This window comes from Rossellomorea oryzaecorticis (assembly GCF_045897515.1).
Classification (GTDB): Bacteria; Bacillota; Bacilli; order Bacillales; family Bacillaceae_B; genus Rossellomorea; species Rossellomorea enclensis.
This window is the reverse complement of sequence record NZ_JBJOSA010000008.1, coordinates 88,508-107,693: the sequence shown is the minus strand read 5'-3', so window position 1 is coordinate 107,693 and position 19,186 is coordinate 88,508. Positions and strand designations below refer to the sequence as shown.

The 19,186-nt window shown below is 42.8% G+C and carries 17 protein-coding genes and 1 pseudogene; 9 read left to right on the top strand and 9 right to left on the bottom strand.

What is annotated here, in order from left to right; all coding sequences use genetic code 11:
* Positions 1-99: 99 nt before the first annotated feature.
* The 3 genes and pseudogenes from ACKA06_RS11710 (at position 100) to ACKA06_RS11700 (ending at position 3,478) form a co-directional block, all read left to right on the top strand.
* Complete coding sequence (locus ACKA06_RS11710) at positions 100-1,470, top strand: amino acid permease (RefSeq protein WP_032087096.1); 1,371 nt, start codon at positions 100-102, stop codon at positions 1,468-1,470.
* Positions 1,471-1,531: 61 nt separating this feature from the next.
* Positions 1,532-2,512, top strand: a pseudogene (locus ACKA06_RS11705) (Gfo/Idh/MocA family protein).
* Positions 2,513-2,542: 30 nt separating this feature from the next.
* The gene (locus tag ACKA06_RS11700; RefSeq protein ID WP_411159733.1) at positions 2,543-3,478 is read left to right on the top strand and encodes an aldo/keto reductase; all 936 of its coding nucleotides are present in this window, start codon (positions 2,543-2,545) and stop codon (positions 3,476-3,478) included.
* 103 nt (positions 3,479-3,581) lie between these two features.
* Here ACKA06_RS11700 and ACKA06_RS11695 read toward each other — a convergent pair whose 3' ends face one another.
* Positions 3,582-4,763, bottom strand: coding sequence for an MFS transporter (locus ACKA06_RS11695; RefSeq protein ID WP_411159732.1), 1,182 nt, complete (start codon positions 4,761-4,763; stop codon positions 3,582-3,584).
* An 82-nt stretch (positions 4,764-4,845) separates the two neighbouring features.
* Here ACKA06_RS11695 and yeiL point away from each other — a divergent pair, with 82 nt between their 5' ends.
* The 3 genes from yeiL (at position 4,846) to ACKA06_RS11680 (ending at position 6,628) form a co-directional block, all read left to right on the top strand.
* Positions 4,846-5,517: a transcriptional regulator YeiL gene (yeiL, locus tag ACKA06_RS11690; protein ID WP_411159731.1), complete on the top strand. Its 672-nt coding sequence runs from the start codon at positions 4,846-4,848 to the stop codon at positions 5,515-5,517.
* Between the two features lie 86 nt (positions 5,518-5,603).
* Entirely contained in the window at positions 5,604-6,089 is a 486-nt protein-coding gene (locus tag ACKA06_RS11685; protein ID WP_411159730.1) for a hypothetical protein, read from the top strand.
* On the top strand, positions 6,086-6,628 hold the full coding sequence (locus tag ACKA06_RS11680) for a hypothetical protein (RefSeq protein ID WP_411159729.1): 543 nt from the start codon (positions 6,086-6,088) through the stop codon (positions 6,626-6,628). The genes ACKA06_RS11685 and ACKA06_RS11680 overlap by 4 nt, the downstream gene beginning before the upstream one ends.
* Before the next feature lie 34 nt (positions 6,629-6,662).
* Here ACKA06_RS11680 and ACKA06_RS11675 read toward each other — a convergent pair whose 3' ends face one another.
* The 6 genes from ACKA06_RS11675 to ACKA06_RS11650 form a co-directional block, all read right to left on the bottom strand.
* Positions 6,663-7,658 carry a tRNA dihydrouridine synthase gene (locus ACKA06_RS11675; RefSeq protein ID WP_411159728.1) on the bottom strand — a complete coding sequence of 332 codons (996 nt, stop codon included), beginning with the start codon at positions 7,656-7,658 and terminating at the stop codon, positions 6,663-6,665.
* 200 nt (positions 7,659-7,858) lie between these two features.
* The gene (locus ACKA06_RS11670) at positions 7,859-8,236 is read right to left on the bottom strand and encodes a VOC family protein (RefSeq protein ID WP_411159727.1); all 378 of its coding nucleotides are present in this window, start codon (positions 8,234-8,236) and stop codon (positions 7,859-7,861) included.
* A gap of 51 nt (positions 8,237-8,287) precedes the next feature.
* Positions 8,288-9,151, bottom strand: a complete 864-nt coding sequence (locus tag ACKA06_RS11665; protein WP_411159726.1) for an AraC family transcriptional regulator — start codon at positions 9,149-9,151, stop codon at positions 8,288-8,290.
* A 117-nt stretch (positions 9,152-9,268) separates the two neighbouring features.
* Positions 9,269-11,185: a PhoX family protein gene (locus tag ACKA06_RS11660; RefSeq protein ID WP_411159725.1), complete on the bottom strand. Its 1,917-nt coding sequence runs from the start codon at positions 11,183-11,185 to the stop codon at positions 9,269-9,271.
* A 164-nt stretch (positions 11,186-11,349) separates the two neighbouring features.
* A complete protein-coding gene (locus ACKA06_RS11655) occupies positions 11,350-12,192 on the bottom strand; it encodes a ferritin family protein (RefSeq protein ID WP_411159724.1) in 843 nt (280 codons plus the stop codon).
* Positions 12,193-12,336: 144 nt separating this feature from the next.
* Positions 12,337-12,726 carry a DUF1259 domain-containing protein gene (locus ACKA06_RS11650; RefSeq protein ID WP_058299766.1) on the bottom strand — a complete coding sequence of 130 codons (390 nt, stop codon included), beginning with the start codon at positions 12,724-12,726 and terminating at the stop codon, positions 12,337-12,339.
* A gap of 252 nt (positions 12,727-12,978) precedes the next feature.
* Here ACKA06_RS11650 and yiaA point away from each other — a divergent pair, with 252 nt between their 5' ends.
* Positions 12,979-13,449 carry an inner membrane protein YiaA gene (yiaA, locus tag ACKA06_RS11645; RefSeq protein ID WP_032087087.1) on the top strand — a complete coding sequence of 157 codons (471 nt, stop codon included), beginning with the start codon at positions 12,979-12,981 and terminating at the stop codon, positions 13,447-13,449.
* A gap of 260 nt (positions 13,450-13,709) precedes the next feature.
* Here yiaA and ACKA06_RS11640 read toward each other — a convergent pair whose 3' ends face one another.
* A complete protein-coding gene (locus ACKA06_RS11640) occupies positions 13,710-14,021 on the bottom strand; it encodes a nucleotide pyrophosphohydrolase (protein ID WP_411159723.1) in 312 nt (103 codons plus the stop codon).
* Between the two features lie 213 nt (positions 14,022-14,234).
* The gene (locus ACKA06_RS11635) at positions 14,235-16,163 is read right to left on the bottom strand and encodes a DNA/RNA helicase domain-containing protein (protein WP_411159722.1); all 1,929 of its coding nucleotides are present in this window, start codon (positions 16,161-16,163) and stop codon (positions 14,235-14,237) included.
* Between the two features lie 181 nt (positions 16,164-16,344).
* Between ACKA06_RS11635 and ACKA06_RS11630 the strand changes: the two genes are divergently transcribed.
* Together ACKA06_RS11630 and ACKA06_RS11625 are read left to right on the top strand one after the other, a co-directional pair.
* A complete protein-coding gene (locus ACKA06_RS11630) occupies positions 16,345-18,342 on the top strand; it encodes an ATP-dependent nuclease (RefSeq protein WP_411159721.1) in 1,998 nt (665 codons plus the stop codon).
* Positions 18,332-19,171 (top strand): UvrD-helicase domain-containing protein, encoded by an 840-nt coding sequence (locus ACKA06_RS11625; RefSeq protein WP_411159720.1) that lies wholly within the window; start codon positions 18,332-18,334, stop codon positions 19,169-19,171. Before ACKA06_RS11630 ends, ACKA06_RS11625 begins: the two co-directional genes overlap by 11 nt.
* The last annotated feature ends 15 nt before the right edge of the window (positions 19,172-19,186 follow it).

Genomic DNA, 19,186 nt, shown 5'->3' with positions numbered 1-19,186 from the left:
GTATTTGTTATTCTTAGGACCATGAGATTGGAGCGCATCCAGTCTCTTTTTTTATGCTCTAAATATTGCTTTCTGAATGTTTGTAAGGAGGAGTTAAGGTTGGAACAACGAGAATTAAAGAGGGATTTATCAAATCGCCATGTTCAGCTGATTGCGATTGGCGGAACGATCGGGACGGGGTTATTTTTAGGTTCCGGGAAAGCGATACAGCTTGCGGGTCCCTCGATCATCTTTGCTTATTTAATCGTAGGTATTGCCCTGTTTTTTGTGATGAGGGCGCTTGGGGAGCTTCTGTTGTCGAAAGCAGGTTATCAATCGTTGACGGATATTGCGGAAGAGTATCTTGGAGCTTCTGCTGCATTTGTGACGGGATGGACCTATTGGTTTTGCTGGATCATGACGGCAATGGCCGATGTGATCGCTGTTGGGGTGTACGTGAATTATTGGTTCGATATCCCGCAGTGGGTGCCTGCACTCATCTGTGTGGTCATTTTATTAGGGTTCAACCTGCTTACTGTAAAGCTATTCGGGGAAATGGAGTTTTGGTTTGCGTTAATCAAGGTCATCACGATTCTTGTGTTGATCGGTGTCGGCGTTGTGCTGCTGGTGATTGGATTCAAGACGGATGCAGGTACTGTTTCGATGACCAATCTGTGGGAGCATGGAGGACTATTTCCAAATGGAATGTCAGGCTTCCTGCTGTCATTCCAGATGGTCATTTTTGCCTATGTCGGTGTGGAATTAGTTGCAGTATCGGCTGCGGAAACCTCTGATCCGAAAAAGAATATTCCATCGGCCATCAATAAGATTCCTTTAAGGATTTTATTTTTCTACGTTGGCGCGCTGATTGTGCTCTTGTGCATCAATCCGTGGACAGGCCTCAATGCAGCGGAAAGTCCGTTTGTGAAAACATTTAGCTTAATCGGGATTCCCCTGGCGGCAGGAATCATCAATTTCGTGGTGCTGACGTCAGCGGCTTCTGCCTGCAACAGCGGAATGTTCTCTACAAGCAGGATTCTATATAATTTAAGCAACACGAAACAGGGGCCGTCTATTTTTGCCAGACTGAATAAAAACCATGTGCCAAGCAATGGGCTGTTCATCTCCACACTGGTTATTTCCGCGGGAGCACTTTTAAGTAAACTGCTGCCGGAGCAGGCCTTCGGGATCGTGACAACGATAAGTGCCATTTGCTTCATCTGGGTGTGGGGCGTAATTCTGATCTGTCATCTGAAGTATAAGAAAACACGTCGCGATTTACACTTGAAATCAACATTCAAAGCACCATTCACGCCATTTATCAATTACGCTGTGCTGACCATGTTCGCCGTGATCCTGGTGATCATGATGGTTTCTGAGGCAACTCGTCCAGCCTTATTGCTGACACCTATATGGTTCATTCTTTTATTTACCCTATACGGAATGAGGAGAAAAAAGGAAAAACATCAAACGCTGATGCATCAATCATAGTCATTGTTCAGAAAAATCAGGTATGATGGTTACTAACGAAACCAATAGGGGGAACGTAACCATGAAATTTGATAAGGTCCTGTGGGGAATCATCGGCTGCGGAGATGTGACGGAAAAGAAGAGCGGCCCTGCTTTTCAAAAGGTTGAAAACTCGGAACTTGTTGCGGTCATGAGGAGAACGGGCGAGCTGGCAAGGGATTATGCGGAAAGACATCAGGTCCCTAAGTGGTACGATGACGCGGATGCATTGATTAACGACCCTGAGGTGGATGCGGTTTATATCGCGACACCGCCTGGTTCTCATAAGGAATATACGCTGAAGGCAGCCGCTGCGGGGAAACCTGTTTATGTGGAGAAGCCGATGGCACGCAGTTTTGAAGAATGCAGCGAGATGGTGGCTGCCTGTAAAGAGGCAGGGGTTCCTCTATATGTGGCTTACTACCGCCGTGCGCAGGAGCGCTTCTTGTAAATAAAAGAACTGCTGGATCAAAAGGCGATTGGGGACGTTCGTTTTGTCTCTACTACCCAGTATCAAAAAGCGGGGGACGACGTGAAGGATCCGGACAATCTTCCATGGCGCGTGCAGCCTGAACTAGCCGGAGGCGGCTTGTTCTTTGACCTGGCCAGCCATACCCTCGATATTCTCGATTTCCTGCTCGGACCGACCCAGGAAGCAAGAGGGTTCTCTTCGAATCAAGCAGGCTATTATGAGGCCGAGGATATTGTGACGGGTACCTATCAATTTCAATCCGGTGTCCATGGGGTTGGAATGTGGTGTTTCACGGCGTTTGAAGATGTGGATATGAATGAGATTGTCGGAAGTGAAGGAAAGATCAGCTTTTCTACCTTTGGGGATGACCCGGTCATCTTGACGACCCGTGAAGGGCAGCAGCAATGGAGCTTCGAACGACCGGAGCATGTCCACCAGCCGCTTGTAACGACGATTGTCAAAGAGTTAACCGAGGGCGGCAATTGGTGTCCAAGCAGCGGAGAATCGGGTGCCAGAACCAACCGCGTGATGGATGAGATCGTCAGGGGTTGAAAAATTGATAAGAAATGTGGTGGGGAGATAATGAAAACCCGTAACCTGGGGAATACAGGAATTAAAGTGTCAGATGTAGGGTTTGGCGCATGGCAATTGGGCAATCAGAGGGATTGGGGAAGCATGACCGATGAGGAAGCCGTCTATTTAGTACATCAAGCGATGGATATGGGATGCAATTTCTTTGATACTGCACCTAATTATGGATCGGGTAAAAGTGAAGAACTCCTAGGAAAAGCCTTCAAGGGAAAAAGAGATCGAGTGGTCATCAGCAGTAAATGTGGACATCAATCCAATGATGAACAAAGCTTCGAGCCTGAGAAATTGATTTTGTCAGTGGAAGACAGTTTACGAAGATTACAAACTGAATATCTTGATAGTCTTCTGCTCCATAATCCTCCTTTCTCAACCCTTAATGGAGACTCCCCGCAATTTGAAGTACTGGAGATATTGAAAGAACAGGGAAAAATCAGAGCTTATGGAGCTTCGGTGGATACTGGAAAAGAGATGGATGAATTAATCAGTAAGACAGACAGTCAGATTATTGAGGTTATGTTCAACCTTTTCCATCAGGAACCATCCGCTGCCATGAAATCAGCCCACAAACAGGGTATCGGTGTTATCGTCAAGGTTCCGCTCGATTCGGGCTGGCTTACCGGAAAGTATGATGCCACAAGTACATTCAGTGGAATCAGGAGCAGATGGAGTGAAAAAGAAATCCAGAGAAGAGGGAAGCTGGTAGAGAAAGTCCGTCATACCCGGGGAGATGACACTTCCATGGTACAAGCAGCCCTGCAATATATCCTTTCATACGATGCGGTGTCTACCGTCATACCCGGAGCAAGAAATATTCAGCAATTAAATCAGAATATCTCTTCCTCGGTAGGAAGCTTACCATTAAAAGTAATAAAAGAATTAGAGAATATGTGGGACGAAGAAATAAAGAATTCCAAGTTAACATGGTAGTTGTTCAAAGTGAATGGAGATTGCTAGCGTCAACGCAGCGAGTCTCCCCGGCAAATAAAAAAGAAGTTTATCCATATGCAGATAAACTTCTTTTTTATTTCTATTAACGCACTTCAGCAGACACCAGCACATCCTTCTCCACTTCCAGCTTCCGATACCCAAGCGCAATGAACATCGCCGGCAAGCTGCAGGCAAGCATTCCGATGAAAGCAAATCTTGGCTCGATTTCATATAAGAACCCTCCGAATATCGTAAACACCGCCGTGCTCCAACTGAGTGCAAAGGCTGAATACATGCCCTGAGCTTTCGGGATGTGTGTATGCGGAATGTTTGTAGTTAAGTATTTCATAAAAGCATAATGCCCCATCGCAAACGAAAATGCATGCAGGGTTTGTGCAATGCAGAACACCACAACGTTTGGGAACGTAAACACCAAGATCCACCGCAGCGAAGAGCCGGCTGCAGCCAGCGCCAATAAGGTTCCTGGCGAAAATCGGTTAAAACGTTTATCGGCCATCGAAAAAAAGATAATTTCTGCAATGACGGCAATGTTAATGATGACACCGATGAGATAGATCGGTGCGTGTATCTCCTGTAAAAAGATGTAGCCATAGTTGTAATAGGCAGCGTGGGCTGCTTGAAGAAGCACCACAATAATCAGGACGACCAGGAAATGTTTCGTCTTGAATAAATCAAGAATATTGACCTTCGTGGACTGACTTATCTGCGGTTTCTTCGATAAAATCTCAGGGCCGTTCGTTAAGCTGAGAGCCACAAAGCAGCTGATCCCCAGCAGCAGTGCCCAAAAAATCATGTTATCCCCGAACATCCCTGTAAAGACTGTTAACAGGATTCCTACCGATACAAATCCGATCGATCCCCACTGTCGGCTTTTCCCGTAGTGCTTCAATTGCTTGCTTTGCACAAGGACGCCGGCAACGCTGTCTAAAGCCGGCATCAAGGTAGGGTAAAAGATGTGCAGGATGACGGTTACGATCAGTAAGGCAGTGAACGAGTCAGCCGGGATATAGCTGAGAAGCGCGGCCAGTGTACCAATTCCGGCTATATTCAAGAGTGCTTTATTACTGACCCTTTCCAGTAAATAAGGAAAGGCAAACAGCGTGGACAGTCCCCTCGCCACTAAGCCTATGCTCATGATTAAACTTGCTTCTGAAACCGTAATGCCTTTTGTTTGTATCATCCATCCTGACCAATAAGGGAGAAAGATTCCCCATGTCAGAAAGAAACTAAAAAAATGAGTGCTCATCCAACGTTGTGTATTCATTGTGTATCCTCCTTGTCAAACGCATGATATCATGGGATCAAGGAAGATTAATATGAGATATCTCATATTTTCGAGGTGGAAGATGGAAATTTATAAAGGTGAGAAAAAGCGGATTTATTTAGAAAATCACTCAATCGCTCATCGATTTTCTTTTCAGATTGAAGAATTTCTTGAGGTAAGGGAATATAAGCGGGATGAATGGATCATCCAAGAAGGGAATAGACCCGATTACTTATTTTATGTGACAGAAGGAAAAGCAAAAATATACGTTACGCATCAAAATGGTAAAGTGTCACTTATCAACTTTATCAATGCGCATGATTATATTGGTGAGATGGAATTACTGAACGATGTGTACTATACAAAAGGAATTCAGGCATCCACTAAAACCGTCTGTTTTGCTTTGCCTTTTTCCAGGTACCGCACCAAATTGCTTGAAGATACGAAATTCCTTCGTGAACTGACAACATTCCTGAGTCTGAAGGCAACCTTGATGGCCGCAAAGTATTCACAGAGCCTTGCTTTTCCGCTTGAGAACAGGCTTGCAGACTTTATTTTACAAACGTCCGATAAAGGAGTTTACCTGGAGAAGCACGTCATCGTCTGTGATTATCTTGGCGTCTCTTACCGCCACCTGCTGCATGTCCTGACGCAGTTTTGTGAGAAGGGATATTTGCAAAAAGAAGGCAGGAACTATTCCATCAAAAATCAGCAGGCTTTGTATGAGCTTGCAGAAGCGATAAAGAATAAATAAAGTATGGCGTATAATTTCTTCCATACCGTGTAATTTCATTCTTTTATGTAAAACATATTTACATATAAACAAAGTTGGTGACTGTAATGATTTCGGTATGGCTTTTCCTGATTTTAGCACTACTATCCTTTCTTTCGCTTTATGTATTGACGAAGAAAATGAATGTCATTCATGTCATAGGAGGTTATTTGTTATCCAATATCCTTCTTACGAATACAGGTGTGATCATAAACTTAAATTTAAAGTTAACAAGGCAGGATCCCTACAGTGAATTGATTTTTTGGACGCAGAAGATCCCTGAGTTGTCCCTTAAGCCGGCTTTACTTTTATGGATCATCTATATTTTGTTCTCAGGAAGGACGGTTTTAGAAAAACTGGTCACTGTATTCGTCCTCTTAACAGCACTCGTTTCAATTGAAGTCTATTTCGTATCCATTCACTATTTGGAATGGGTAAACTGGAATGTGTTTTATTCCTATTTGCGATACATCTTTATTCTTCTTCTGATGGCTGTTTACGCATTTTATTTAGAAAAGGGTATGGATAGAAACAAAGAGGTGAATACGATATGATTTTCCCTCTCCCCCGGGAATTTGATGAAAATGAACTGTTTATTATCATTTCCACCATCATTACCTGGGCGCTTTTGTTTATGCTGCCAAAACGCCTGTCGGCTGTTACGGTCACGATCATTTGGACGTTTAATGTGTTTCTTGCGCTGCTCGCTGATATTACTCTTACGGTGAAGCCATATGAACTTTACTTTACGATCGATCATAAAACCCATGAGTTATTTGATGTGGTACTGCACTTTATCACATACCCAACCCTTCCTTATTTTGTAGTGAACTCGTATCAGCATTATAAGCCTGAAGGGTTGAAACGTATATTCTTTTTGTTGTTTTGGGGTGTCGCAGCGATCGCTTTAGAATGGACATCCGTGCAATTTCATGTTTTCACCTATACCGGCTGGAAATTGTCTATTTCCTTTCTTGTTTATCTGATTGTGTTTGCCGCTGCCATTTGGCTTTCGGATTTTGTTGAAAAGAAATACCCTTCCAAATGGAATTCGAAGGCTCTGAATATAAAAAAAGGATCAGCCTCCCAGTAAGTATACTCTCACTGGGGACTGACCCTTTTTTATTTTACTTAGAAACCGAAAACCCTTCATCTTCCTTCACTGCACTTGCATACTCATCAAGCAGAGCGCGAACTTGATCCGTGGTTTCTGTCTCCATCAGACGATTCCGGAGCTCGCTTGCACCGCGGAATCCGCGTACATAAATCTTAAAGAAGCGGCGGAGCGGTTTGAACGGACGGGGCTCGAGTTCATCGTTGTACTGATCATGAAGATCCAGCTGCAACCGCAGAAGGTCGAGGAGCTCCTCGCTCGTATGCTCTTTCTTTTCTTTTTCGAATGCAAATGGATTATGGAAGATCCCGCGTCCGATCATGACACCGTCGATGCCGTATTTTTCGGCGAGTTCCAGTCCCTGCTGGCGGTCAGCGATGTCCCCGTTGATCGTCAGCAAGGTATGAGGCGCGATTTTGTCACGGAGTTTCTTGATCTCAGGGATCAGTTCCCAGTGCGCATCGACTTCACTCATTTCTTTTCTTGTACGGAGGTGGATGGACAGGTTGACGATGTCCTGCTCCAGCAGGTGCTTCAGCCAGTCGTGCCATTCCTCGACTTTCGTATAACCGAGGCGCGTCTTCACGCTGACAGGAAGTCCTCCCGCTTTGGCAGCCTGGATCAGTTCCGCAGCGACTTCCGGACGGTTGATCAGGCCGGAGCCTTTTCCGTTCGCTGCAACGTTATGCACAGGGCAGCCCATATTGATATCGATTCCCTTGAAGCCCATCTCAGCCATCCCGATACTCATTTGACGGAAATATTCGGGCTTGTCCCCCCATATATGGGCGACGATCGGCTGTTCATCTTCCGTGAACGTCAGACGCCCGCGCACACTGTCTTTTCCTTTCGGATGACAGTAGCTTTCTGTATTCGTGAACTCTGTAAAAAACACGTCGGGTCTCGCCGCTTCACTCACGACATGGCGGAACACGACATCGGTCACGGCTTCCATCGGTGCCAACACAAAAAACGGCCGAGGCAACTCATGCCAAAAATTATTCTTCATAATATATAAAACCCTTTCCTTCAGGGAAACCATGTTCCCAAAATTAAAAAGTAAGATGATGCATTTGATCCCATCCCGGTCAGGATGGATTTGTACCAGTATATACTTTAATAGTATTGACGGAAAAGTGCAAGGGTACGCGCTTGGACCAATTAATGCCAAAAGGAGACCTCCTGTAAAAGGCGGCCTCCTTTCATATCTTATCCTTGCTCCTCACTCATGAATGCATGTGTATTTCCTTCTGTGTCTTTGAAAAATACCATCCACGTCTCGGTTTGCTCCATTTTTGCGACCATATGCGGTTCGCCGATAAATTGGATTTCCTTCCCCGATAAGCGCTCGTACGCTTCTTTTATGTTCTTTACCTGGAAATAAAGAACCGAGCTGGAATGGGCGAATTCGTCTTTTTCGGGAAGGGATAACATAAGCCGCAGCTCGCCTGCCTCAAGAAAAGCCATGCGATCTGTGTTAAACAGGAGGGTGAGTCCAAGCGTTCCCTTGTAAAACCTCAATGCTCTGTCCAGGTCTTTCACCGGTAGTCCGATTTGTCCCACTTTCTCAATCAGTGCTGTTTCCATAAATCCTTCTCCTTTCGACTGTTCTTACTTTATAAGAATAAAAAATTCCTATTATCTTGTCTTATCCATTCTCACCTTTTTTCGATAGTCTGCCGGAGAAATGCCTGTAAATTGTTTAAACAGCTTACTGAAGGATACCGGGTTTTGGAGACCCAATAAAAAAGTGATCTCTGTCATCGTGTAATCTGTTTCAGATAGCAGCTGCCTGGCTTTTTGAGTCCTGAATTCGGTTATATGCTGATGGGGGGTCCTTTTGTATATCTGCTTATACGTCCGTAATAAGTGGTTTGGAGATAGACAGGCTGCCGCTGCAATATCATCGAGCTTCACGGACCGGTCATAATATGCCCGTATATACTCATGGGCTGTGTTCACTCTTCTATACAATTCTACCCGCGTTGATTTTCGCACTGCTTTAAGTGATTCAACCTCTTTATAGATCTGCAGCTGATCGTCTAAGAGTGCCTGCATGATCTGATGAAATTGTTCTTCATAGCCGATGGACATGCGTTCTGTGCCTGACAGTGTCCGTTTAAAATCATGCAACACGGCATATAAAGCCGCATTTTGAGGATAGGTTTTTTCAAAAAAACCGAGGGGACTCTTATCCTTGAATGGATCGCTCAAAAGCCTGTCATTTGTTTCTGATAAGGAGTGAAAGACTTCTTCTGCAAATCCGTCTTGAAAGAAGATGCAGAATGACTCGACCTCTCTTGGTTCGTCAATGGAAATGGTGTAAGGGCCGGCGTTCAGCAGGAGATACCTGTCTTCTTCGATGGCATAAAAACCCCGATTTGTCTGATAACGGGCTTTGCCGTTCGAGAACGTTTTGATGGATAATTGCCCGTTCCCTTCCCAATAAAACTCATCACTTTTGGCATGCAATACGTAATTAGCAGAATCATTTTTTGTCATCTTCATATCTCCGAGTGATTAACTTATTTTTCCATAGTATCATTATACATAATAATAGGCGGGGGAACCGGCCCTACATAAAAAAAGCACGCCTGCTACTGAGGCGTGCTTTCTAACTTATTTGTCTTCTTTGTGTTTCATATAAGGTGGTGTGTTCGAAGAAAGGCCGGAGATATAGCCGACACCGCCCGTTTCCTGGATGCCGATGGTTTTCTTCATTTCGTTTGTTAGTTCTTCTTTATCGACAGCGGTGATTTCTTTGTCGCTGATGTCTTCACCCGGGTGCTGGTAGTTGCTCAGTACGTAGCGGGAGTTTTTCAGGTTTTCGACTGCACGGAGTCCCGTTGCTTCTGCACCGACCGGGACAGACAGGATTCGTGATAGTTTTTTCGTTTTGACATTATAGGCCCAGACGAAGTTGTTTGTGTGTAAAGAGCTGTCTTCCCCGATGAACAGTGTATCCATATCGTTTGAGAAGCTTAAATTGTCCGGGTTTGCGACCTTTTCAGGATCCGCTGTGTTTCCGTATGCGTCCGCTTTTTCAAGGTCTTGTCCGATGACCAGTCCTTCCATGCTGGCAGGGACATAGCGGCTTTTGATTTTACCGTTGTCTTGATCTTTTTGGTGCGATGTTAGATTAAGCTGGTAGGTTACGCCCGATTTCAGCTCAGGAAGCTGGATGTCATCCTGTACCGCGCCAGGCTCTTTTAACATGGCTTTTTCTTGATAAGAAATGGCGATATAAGCTTTTTTGTCTTCCTCATTTACCGCGATGCCTTCCATTTTGTTGAATTCGGAAGTGGCCCCAAGGATGGCTCCGTAGCGGCGGGATTCAAGGAATGCGGCTGCTTTTTCCATACCTGGTTTCACTTTCAGGTATTCAACATTCTTGCTTGCGGCTGTTTTGACTGCCGTGAAGCCTTCGGCAGGCTTGTCGGATGTTTCAAAGATGTCGCTGAAAGTCGTCCCTTTATCAATGATTGCTTTCACTTCATCGTCCGAAGCATGTCCGAGTTTGATCCACTGCAGATCGCCTTTACCGCCATTATCCGTACCTGTTTGGTTGAATTTCGCAGCATAAAGCGTCCCTGCAGAGAAATCCTTTGCTTTGTCGGCTACATACATGAACATCATGGTGTTCTTGCCGTCGTCCCCGAATAAGGCCGTTTTATTATCAGGGAGAACCTGCATCGTTTCATGTGAGAAACGTCCCGTGCTGTAATGCTTTTCGACTGATGCTTCCCCGTTTTTATCGATGGAGATTTCAGGGATCCATCCATAAAAGTAAGGATTGGCTTTCGTTTCATCGCCAAAGTAGTGCTTGGCAAAGTTCGTTACATCTTTATAGGCACTGGAGGTTGGATCTTCGAATGCGCGTGCATCAGGCTCGTATTCTTCAGACCCTAGGTGAGTGCCCCATTCGGTAGTGGATCCGTTACATGGAGTCCACAAGCCGTTTACATTTGAGAAATCGATTTTCTTGGCATGGTTTACGCTCAGTTCGCCTGTTTCAGGGTCTTTATCAACCTGTGTAAGCGTCATGGATGCCGGAAGGCCCGAGACTTCATTTCCTGCATTATCGACTGAGTCATACTCATAATGAGAGATGATGTATGATTTCCCGTTGATCTCGATGAAGCTGTTGGAATCAGGGGCATCCGAAATATAAGGGGAAGGCTGATCCGGGATGCTCCGGTCGATGATCGGGTTCCCTTCTGCATCGATCGGTGTACCGGCAGGGATGAGCTCCCCTTTATTCTCTGCAATTTTATCTTTGGATAGGAACAGCTGATTATAATGAAGAGGCGTTTCCTCAACACTTCCATCTTTGTACGTCACTTTCACTGACGCTTCTGAATATGTTTTTACCATGTTCTCAATGGTGGATGGTGCTTTCATAGATTGGAATTCCACGCTTTTGATTTGCTTCTGGTTATGATGGCCATGATTTTGAGCTGGTCCGTCTGCAAATGCAGAAGCAGCACTTGAAGCTAAAAGTGTAAGAGATAATCCAAGCGTGACGCGTTTCTTCATAATGTTGACCTCCAATGAATATGTCTTGCCTCTATTAGAACATGTGAATGTTGAGGAAAGATGAAGTTTAGAAGCTGATCTGTTGAGACCTTGTAAAAAGTCAGCAACATTTTTGTTACAGAGGAGGTCATTGTGCTGTCGTCATCAAATCCTGCATGTTGAAATCAACCTCTCGCAAGTCCTCTCTCAAAAGCCGCCAGATGGTTCACAGAGGCATTCCGCACCTGCGTGAAGACCATTCGCACATCACTCGGGATATTCATTGATAAGAACCGGTCATACATGGCGATATTATCGATTTCCCCCTGCACCCCTGCAGCGTAGGCCGCCTTGATATCCCCGGGAGTGGTGACCAAAGACTGGGATGTATCTGCCGGAACCGGTACCTGGTAACGCTGGAATAAAGGCAGCAGAGCATTGATATGCCTCAATTCAGCTTCCTTGATCTGGACAAAGGTCCGGATATTTCCGAAGTTCCCGATGATATTGTTGTATCTTGCCTGGGCGAGGTATTCGTCCTGAAGGGCATAGGTAAGCATCTCGGGAAGGGTCAGCGAAGCTGCATTCAGTGCCCCTTTGGCCCCGAAATCAACGTTTTGTCTGCGGGTATGCGCGTTCCTGGCATTCTTTTGTATAAAAGATAAGAACCAGACGGCATGATTCTGTTCATCGGATGCAGCACGCCGGAATCGTTCTTTGATAATTGGATCCTGCGCCTTATCTGCTATATCTAAATAGGTATCCACGGCTCCTTGTTCGTCATTGAAAGCAAATTCAATTCCTGCTTTGTAGTTATCAGGGCAGGTTTCAGTGATTTTGTATGAAGGCTTGCTTCCTGTCAGGGCGGTATAAATGTTGCTGAATTCCTTCAAATGTCTCTTTTCATCCTTCTGGATCTCAAGGATCCTGTCCTTCTCCTGCTGTGTCGGTGCGTTCCCGGCTAACTTCTCGTAGCATGCGATTGCGCTGTACTCGGCGTTTATTGCTTTCTTGATATCTTTGATCAACCGGGTATCTGCGGCGGGCCGATGTTCAGCCGTCCATTGTTGATTGAATTACATGGGTATCCTCCTTCTCGCTAACATATCCATTTATCTTATGCACAGGGTATGGGCGGATGTGCAGAAAGGTTAGGGCAGGGAACAGTCAGGTCATTTCAATACTTTAAAAGCTTGAGCCACCTTGTGGGCAAACTGCAGCGGCGGTTCAACCGATTGAAAATGAACATAAAGAATGACGGGCTTGGTGAACAGCCAATGATTATGGATGGCGCTGACGATGATGCCGTTCTGGGTAAGGCTTCTTGTGAAAGCAGGCACTTCTTCCTCAAGGATGACGGTTTCCCCGAGGTTAAGGGCATTGCCCCCATGATCCAAGGATTCAAACGATGCTTTTGAATGAAGCTCACTGCGGCTGGGCCGGCCCTGAATGGTTACCTGAAGGTCGCGGTGGAAATTCACTGAGCAAACCCCATTCTTCATCTTCGTTTTTTTGTTAAGAATCTGACCGAACTGCTGGCAAAGTGTGTGAATATCGTTCATAAGGAGCCCCCCTTTAAAATAATTATTTTAATGTATGAGTGGTACAGGGGGTGCGTCACTTGTATTATGGGGTGATTATTTTTCTTGCTCAGGAACATCAAAGGAAAACGAATGGAATATAGTAAGCAGGAACGAATCTATTTGGAAAAAAATTAAAATCAATACAATAAGAGTAAACAATATATGTAAAATATTGCTATAATTGGTCTGATAACAGCACTTATATTCTATGACAGTAAAGGGGAGCGGCGAATGTCTGATTTCAATGAGAATCCATTAGTGAAGAACGATGACAAGAAACCGAAGATCAAGGTGGAAAGAAAAGAAGGAGAACCGACTTCCGCGTTTAAAGGCGCGAGCTGGGCTGCATTGGTGATCGGGGTGGCCGCTTATCTGATCGGCCTGTTCAATGCGGGAATGGAGCTGAATGAGAAAGGCTATTACTTCGCTGTACTCGTATTCGGACTGTATGCAGCGGTTTCCCTGCAAAAAGCGGTCAGGGACAAGGAAGAGGATATACCGGTGTCAGGCATCTATTACGGCCTCAGCTGGTTTGCCGTCATCGTCGCCATCGCCTTGATGGCAATCGGGCTTTATAATGCCGGCAGCATCATCCTGAGTGAAAAAGGATTTTATGGCATGTCATTTGTCCTCAGCCTGTTTGCAGCAATTACGATTCAGAAGAATATCCGTGATACGCAGGTGGCAAGGGACAGGGATTGATGGAAAGGGCGGTGCTGGGTGCAGTACTGCCTTTTGTCGTTCTATTCAGCTTTTTCCGGTTTCAGGGAAGAACCATAGAATAAATAGAGGGTGCATAGAGTCAGGATGATCGCATTTGTATTTACCTCTGTATATAAAATTAAACAGTATAAAAAAGAAATGGTCCCATATAAGGCGGCACAGCCTGTAATGAGTCTTACCGCCTTTCGTTGCTTAAGGGTTAGAAACATGTGAACCAGCTTCCTTTCTTATTGCGTTCATCACTTTTTAACCGGTACAGGATATTTCCGTGCATTCTTCACCATTTTCTCTTCAATGATTTCTTTCACATCCAAATCAAGTTTAGAACAAAGCATTAAAGAGTAGATCAAAACATCCGCAATTTCTTCCCGGATGTTTTCTCCGTTCTTTTCAACCGCTTCTTCGCTGCTGATCCATTGGAAGTCTTCGAGCAGCTCGGCGGCTTCGATGGAAATAGAGATGGCGAGGTCTTTAGGGGTTTGGGAGGGTCCCCAGTTTCGTTCGTCTATGAATTGGTTTAGTTTTTTTGTTAGGTGTTGGATTTCGCTCATGTAAGTTATCCCCTTTCTAATTTGAGAGAGCAGTATTAATACCGCTAATGATTTCCGTGCAAGACTTCGCTTTCCGCGGGTAGCCCGTGAGCCTCCTCGTCGCGTTCGCTCCTGCGGGGTCTCACATCAGCTACTCTTCCCGCAGGAGTCTTCGTCTTGCACTCCAATCAACCGCTTGATCCCGTTGTAATCTAGAGTAATCTTATCACACGGTTAATACTTACCTCGTTCCTCGGCAGCAATCGATGTTCCAGGTGATAAGTTCTCATAAACACCCGATTTATTCAGGCGTTCTCTGAAGTACTCATTCAGTTCCGGATCTGTACAGAAGATGAAACATCCCTTCTGGCCTCTTGTCATAAGAGTGCGGTAAGTATTGCGGATAATTTGATCGGCGAGTGCCTGCGCTTTTTCCGGGTTTTCTTTTGCCATTGTTTTGATTCCCCTTAGGGATTGATCAGTTTTGGCCCGCTTGGTGTAATCAGTGACTACCCGGCCGTCTTGATAGGCGAGGTCTGGTCCGATTATGACGCCGACGTAATCAAATTCAAGTCCCTGGGATGTGTGTATGCATCCTGCTTCAGTGACCGAATCCGGCTCGATGGCCCAGATGCTGTCCGAAAGATTCCAACTGATTTGAAAGTTGTGTTCCGGTATGACGATGTCCTTGTGAAGCGTATCTGTCCTGCCCTTTTTCGGCCATTCCCAGCAGTATCCTGCCAGCATACGTGATTTGTTGTTTTTCTTATTTAGCTCTTCGATTTCTTTCAGCATAACATTCGGGTTATCGAATACCCTGAAGTCATAATCCATTCCGCGGTCGATTGCATTGGCGGTTTCCCTGATGTGAAGCACATCATCCAGCCAGGCGATATAAGCATCGGAGCCGTCACATCGGAATTGTGAAACCAGTTTACCCTGGATTAGTTGGGCACCTGTCTCATCAGCGTATTTCTTTATTAAATCAATACTTCCGATATCCTTTAACGTTACCTTTTGATTTTCATCTATAAAGAATATCGTGAATTTAGACGAGTGGATCACTTCTTTAATCTGGTTTTCACCTAAATTGCTGAAGAGACCCGATTTTTCATTTAGGCGGTGTGCCTCATCTATAATGAGGACGTCAAATTCATCCTTTTCGGATTCAGTGAAGCTTCCGGATCCCTTAAACAGGTTATCAATCTGCGTTTTCTTGATTGTCCCTTTCAGTTTGGAAGCATACACGTTACGCGGAGCCGAATTTTTAGATACATAAAGAGCCGTCAGCTCCTGATTGATTAAATTCACTAGCAGGTTCACAGCCATCACCGATTTGCCTGTACCAGGGCCGCCCTCGATAATCATGACCGTTTTCTGGTTGTTCTTGATACTCTCAAGAGCTAAATGGTAGGCATCTTCATAAAAAACCTTCTGCTCATCAATCAGCACGAACTCCTGATTCCCTCTCAAAAGACTTGCCAGTGAATCCTGCAGTGACTTGGACGGGCGTATTTTGCCGTGTTCGATTTGATAGATTAATTGATTACGGTCGCCATAACGGACGTATCTTTTAATAAAATCTCTTAATTTCTGAATCTCTCCTTTCGCAAAAACAGGAGCCTTAGCCAGATGATCCGCATAGTGAGAATCCATCAATGGGTCATTCTCTGACTTTCGGTAATTATGTAAATAGGCGCACGGATTCAACAAGATATGCTGATCCTGGACATTTTGGTTGAAGTCATGAATCAAAGCCGCATAGGACCAGGCCTGATATGAAGGGTGCGTGACCGTCCTCATCCCTCCACCGAGAAAGGTGGACACTAGTGCATCCTTGGACGTAACCTTCTCTACCTCCGACCACTGCTTCAATTCCACAATGACCACATGATCCTGAAAACCATCATGGCCCGCCACCAGGAAATCCACCCGCTTCGACGTATTGGGAATCTTAAACTCAATCGCAACCGACGTATCATCAGGAATCTCCTTATCCTGCATTACATTCGACATACGCTGCAGCGAATGCTCCCAGGAATTGATTTCACTTTTTGAGGTACGACCAATTTTCTGTTTGTAGGAGTCGTAGAGGCGTTCTACTAGGAGTTCGTTTGTTACGTCTGAGATGAATTCGGTTTTGGTTGCTTGGTATATGATCATACTAAGGCACCTCTTTTTGGAAGTTTGTTGGATTTATTTTATCATTAAATGAAGTTTGAGTAGAAAACATTTGTTATCTTAATCTAAAACTCGAGTCACTAAGTTGAGTCCATATAATTAATGATAACTTACAAAATAAACCAGTAAACGTGTTATCCTTAAACACAAGGAGGGAATTAAAGTGTATTTACATAGTTTAAAGTTATGGAATTGGAGACAATTTTCACAGGAGGATAACGGTGAGTGTGGAGTAGAAATTGAATTTAACAGTGGATTAAATGTAATTGTTGGTGAGAACGATTCAGGAAAAACTGCAATAATAGATGCAATAAAAACTGTACTTTCTACAAATAATCAAGATGTTAATTGGGTAACTGAACAAGATTTTTATGAAAATTCCACCAGTATGAAAGTAGAGTGTATATTTAAAGATTTAAGCCATATGGAAGAATCCTTTTTTTATGATTGGCTAACAATATCTTCAAAAGATACAGAACTCAGGGTTTTAATGGAAGCGGAAGTATACGAAGATATAAACAAACAAAAAAAAATAAAAAAGACTGTGAAAGCAGGTCCTGAAAACTTAGAAAATGCCCTTGATGATACTGTTAAACAGTTATTATCGGTGACATATTTAAAACCTTTAAGAGATGCAGCAGCAGAACTAAGCCCGGGTAAGCGCTCAAGAATAGCACAGGTTGTAAAGAACTTAGGTAGCTTTGCTGAAGATAGTCATGATCAAAAAAAAATTATAGATAGTTTTGCAAAGGCATTTGATGAATTAAAGACAATTCTGGATGAGCCAGTATTGAATAAAGTTGGTTCAACAGTTAGTCATTTTTTTGAGGATAATAATCAAAAAACCCCTGAAATTAGGAGCAAAGAAATGAGTTTTGTTGAAATACTAAGAAAACTCGAATTGAATCTTGGTGAGGTTGGGACTGGATTAGGAAGTTCGAATTTACTATTCATGGCAGTTGAATTACTATTACTAAGCGAAGCGGAAATTGGGCCCCAGATTGCTCTAATAGAAGAAGTAGAGGCACATATACATCCACAGGCTCAGCTACGTGTAATAAAGCATTTTGAAGAACAATCTAAAGATACAGGAATACAATACATTTTCACCTCCCACAGTCCTGTATTGGCTTCATCAATTTCCCTTGAGAGTATAATTTTTGTTTACAATAAAGAAGCCTATTCTATGAAAAAAGGTCATACAAAATTAAACGCATCAGATTATGAGTTTTTAGAACGTTTCTTAGATGCAACTAAAGCAAATATGTTTTTTGCTCAAGGAGTTATTTTCGTTGAAGGAGATGCTGAGAATTTATTATTACCGGCAATTTCAGAAGTGATAGGAAGACCGTTGCATAGATATGGAATTTCTATTATTAATGTCGGTAATCTCGCTTTCAAAAGATATGCTTCTATTTTTCTGAGATCTGATTCAAAGAAACCATTAAATTTCCCTGTTTCAATAATCACTGATTTAGATTTAAAGCCTGTTAATTATTATGAAGAACCATCTTATATCAGAATAGATGAGAAATTAAATAGGACTATTGCTAATTTATTCGAGTCTGCTGAAACTAATAAAGAATTAGAGAGAGTATATATAACAGTAAAAGATGTATTAGATAAGTCTAAGACAATTTACGGTCATAGTATTAAAGAAAGGTTGGAAAAGAATGAACTAAAACAAAAGTATGAAGAGATTTATACTAAAATTGTCGAGCACTTAGAGGGATTGGAGCCACAATTTGAAGAGTATAAGGATAAAATGACTTTGGAAATAAAGAAAAGATACTCTGATGATGTTGAAAATACAAGGGTATTTATTTCAAACCCTTGGACATTAGAACACTCTATTGCTTTAAGTAGTTTAAAAGAAGATTTTGAGAAAATATTATTAGAATCCCACTATTCTCTTGAGCCAAATAGACTTAAAAAAAAGAAAGAATGGGAAGCATATACGGAGCATGAAAAGAGAGCGACAATGGTTTATAAATTTTTACTAGAAAAGGATATTTCAAAAGCTGTTGTAGCTCAACAATTTGCTAAATATTTGTCAGATAATAAATCTAGATTAAAAGAAATATTGTTATTAGACCAATCATTAAAACATCTAATAAACGCAATTTATCACGTAACTGGAGGAGAGGACGGTGCAAATTAAAGAGCGAGACTATGAATTAGTTGAAAAAATTTTACTGGGCAATGGTTATTTTAATACTAAACAAAGGGAATTTATTGAATTAACCAAGTCAAAAACAATTGTTGCAGGCCCGGGAACAGGAAAGACCACTGCCTTAGCTGCAAAGATAGTATTATTATTGAAAAATTTAAACGCTTCTAATAGTAAAGAGGGCGTGTGTATTATTACACATACGAATGTGGCTGTTAATGAAATTAATAATGTTCTAATTAATACTGGAATTGGTTCACTTAATCATCCACATTTCATCGGAACAATCCATGAATTTTTTAATCGTTATTGTGTCTTACCATTTTTTAAAAATAAATTAAAACATAATCAACTTAGTTTTGATAACGATAACGAAAATTTAGAGTTTTATAAATCTTACCTAAAACGTAAAAATACTTGGATGAATGATGGTGTTGTAGAGGCAATATCAAAGAGAATAATAAAGAGCAAATTGTATCTAAATACAAAAGATAATACATTAGATTTATATAACTCTACTGACTGGGAAAAATTTGATAAGCACAAGTCACGTATGTTAGAAGCTAAAATAATGAGAAAGAAGCAAGGTTTTCTAATCCATGATGACACTTTTTTATTTTCAAGATGCTATTTACTTGAAGATAAATTTAAAGAAATATTAAGAATGCGTTTTAAATATGTTTTTTTAGACGAATTTCAAGATACAACTCCCGACGGCATTGAGTTACTTGATGCTCTTTTTGGAACAGAGAAGAATATTTTCAGAAAATTGGAGATCCTTATCAAACTATCACTTATAATCAACCAATGCCTATTATAGAAGAAAAACAGGTTC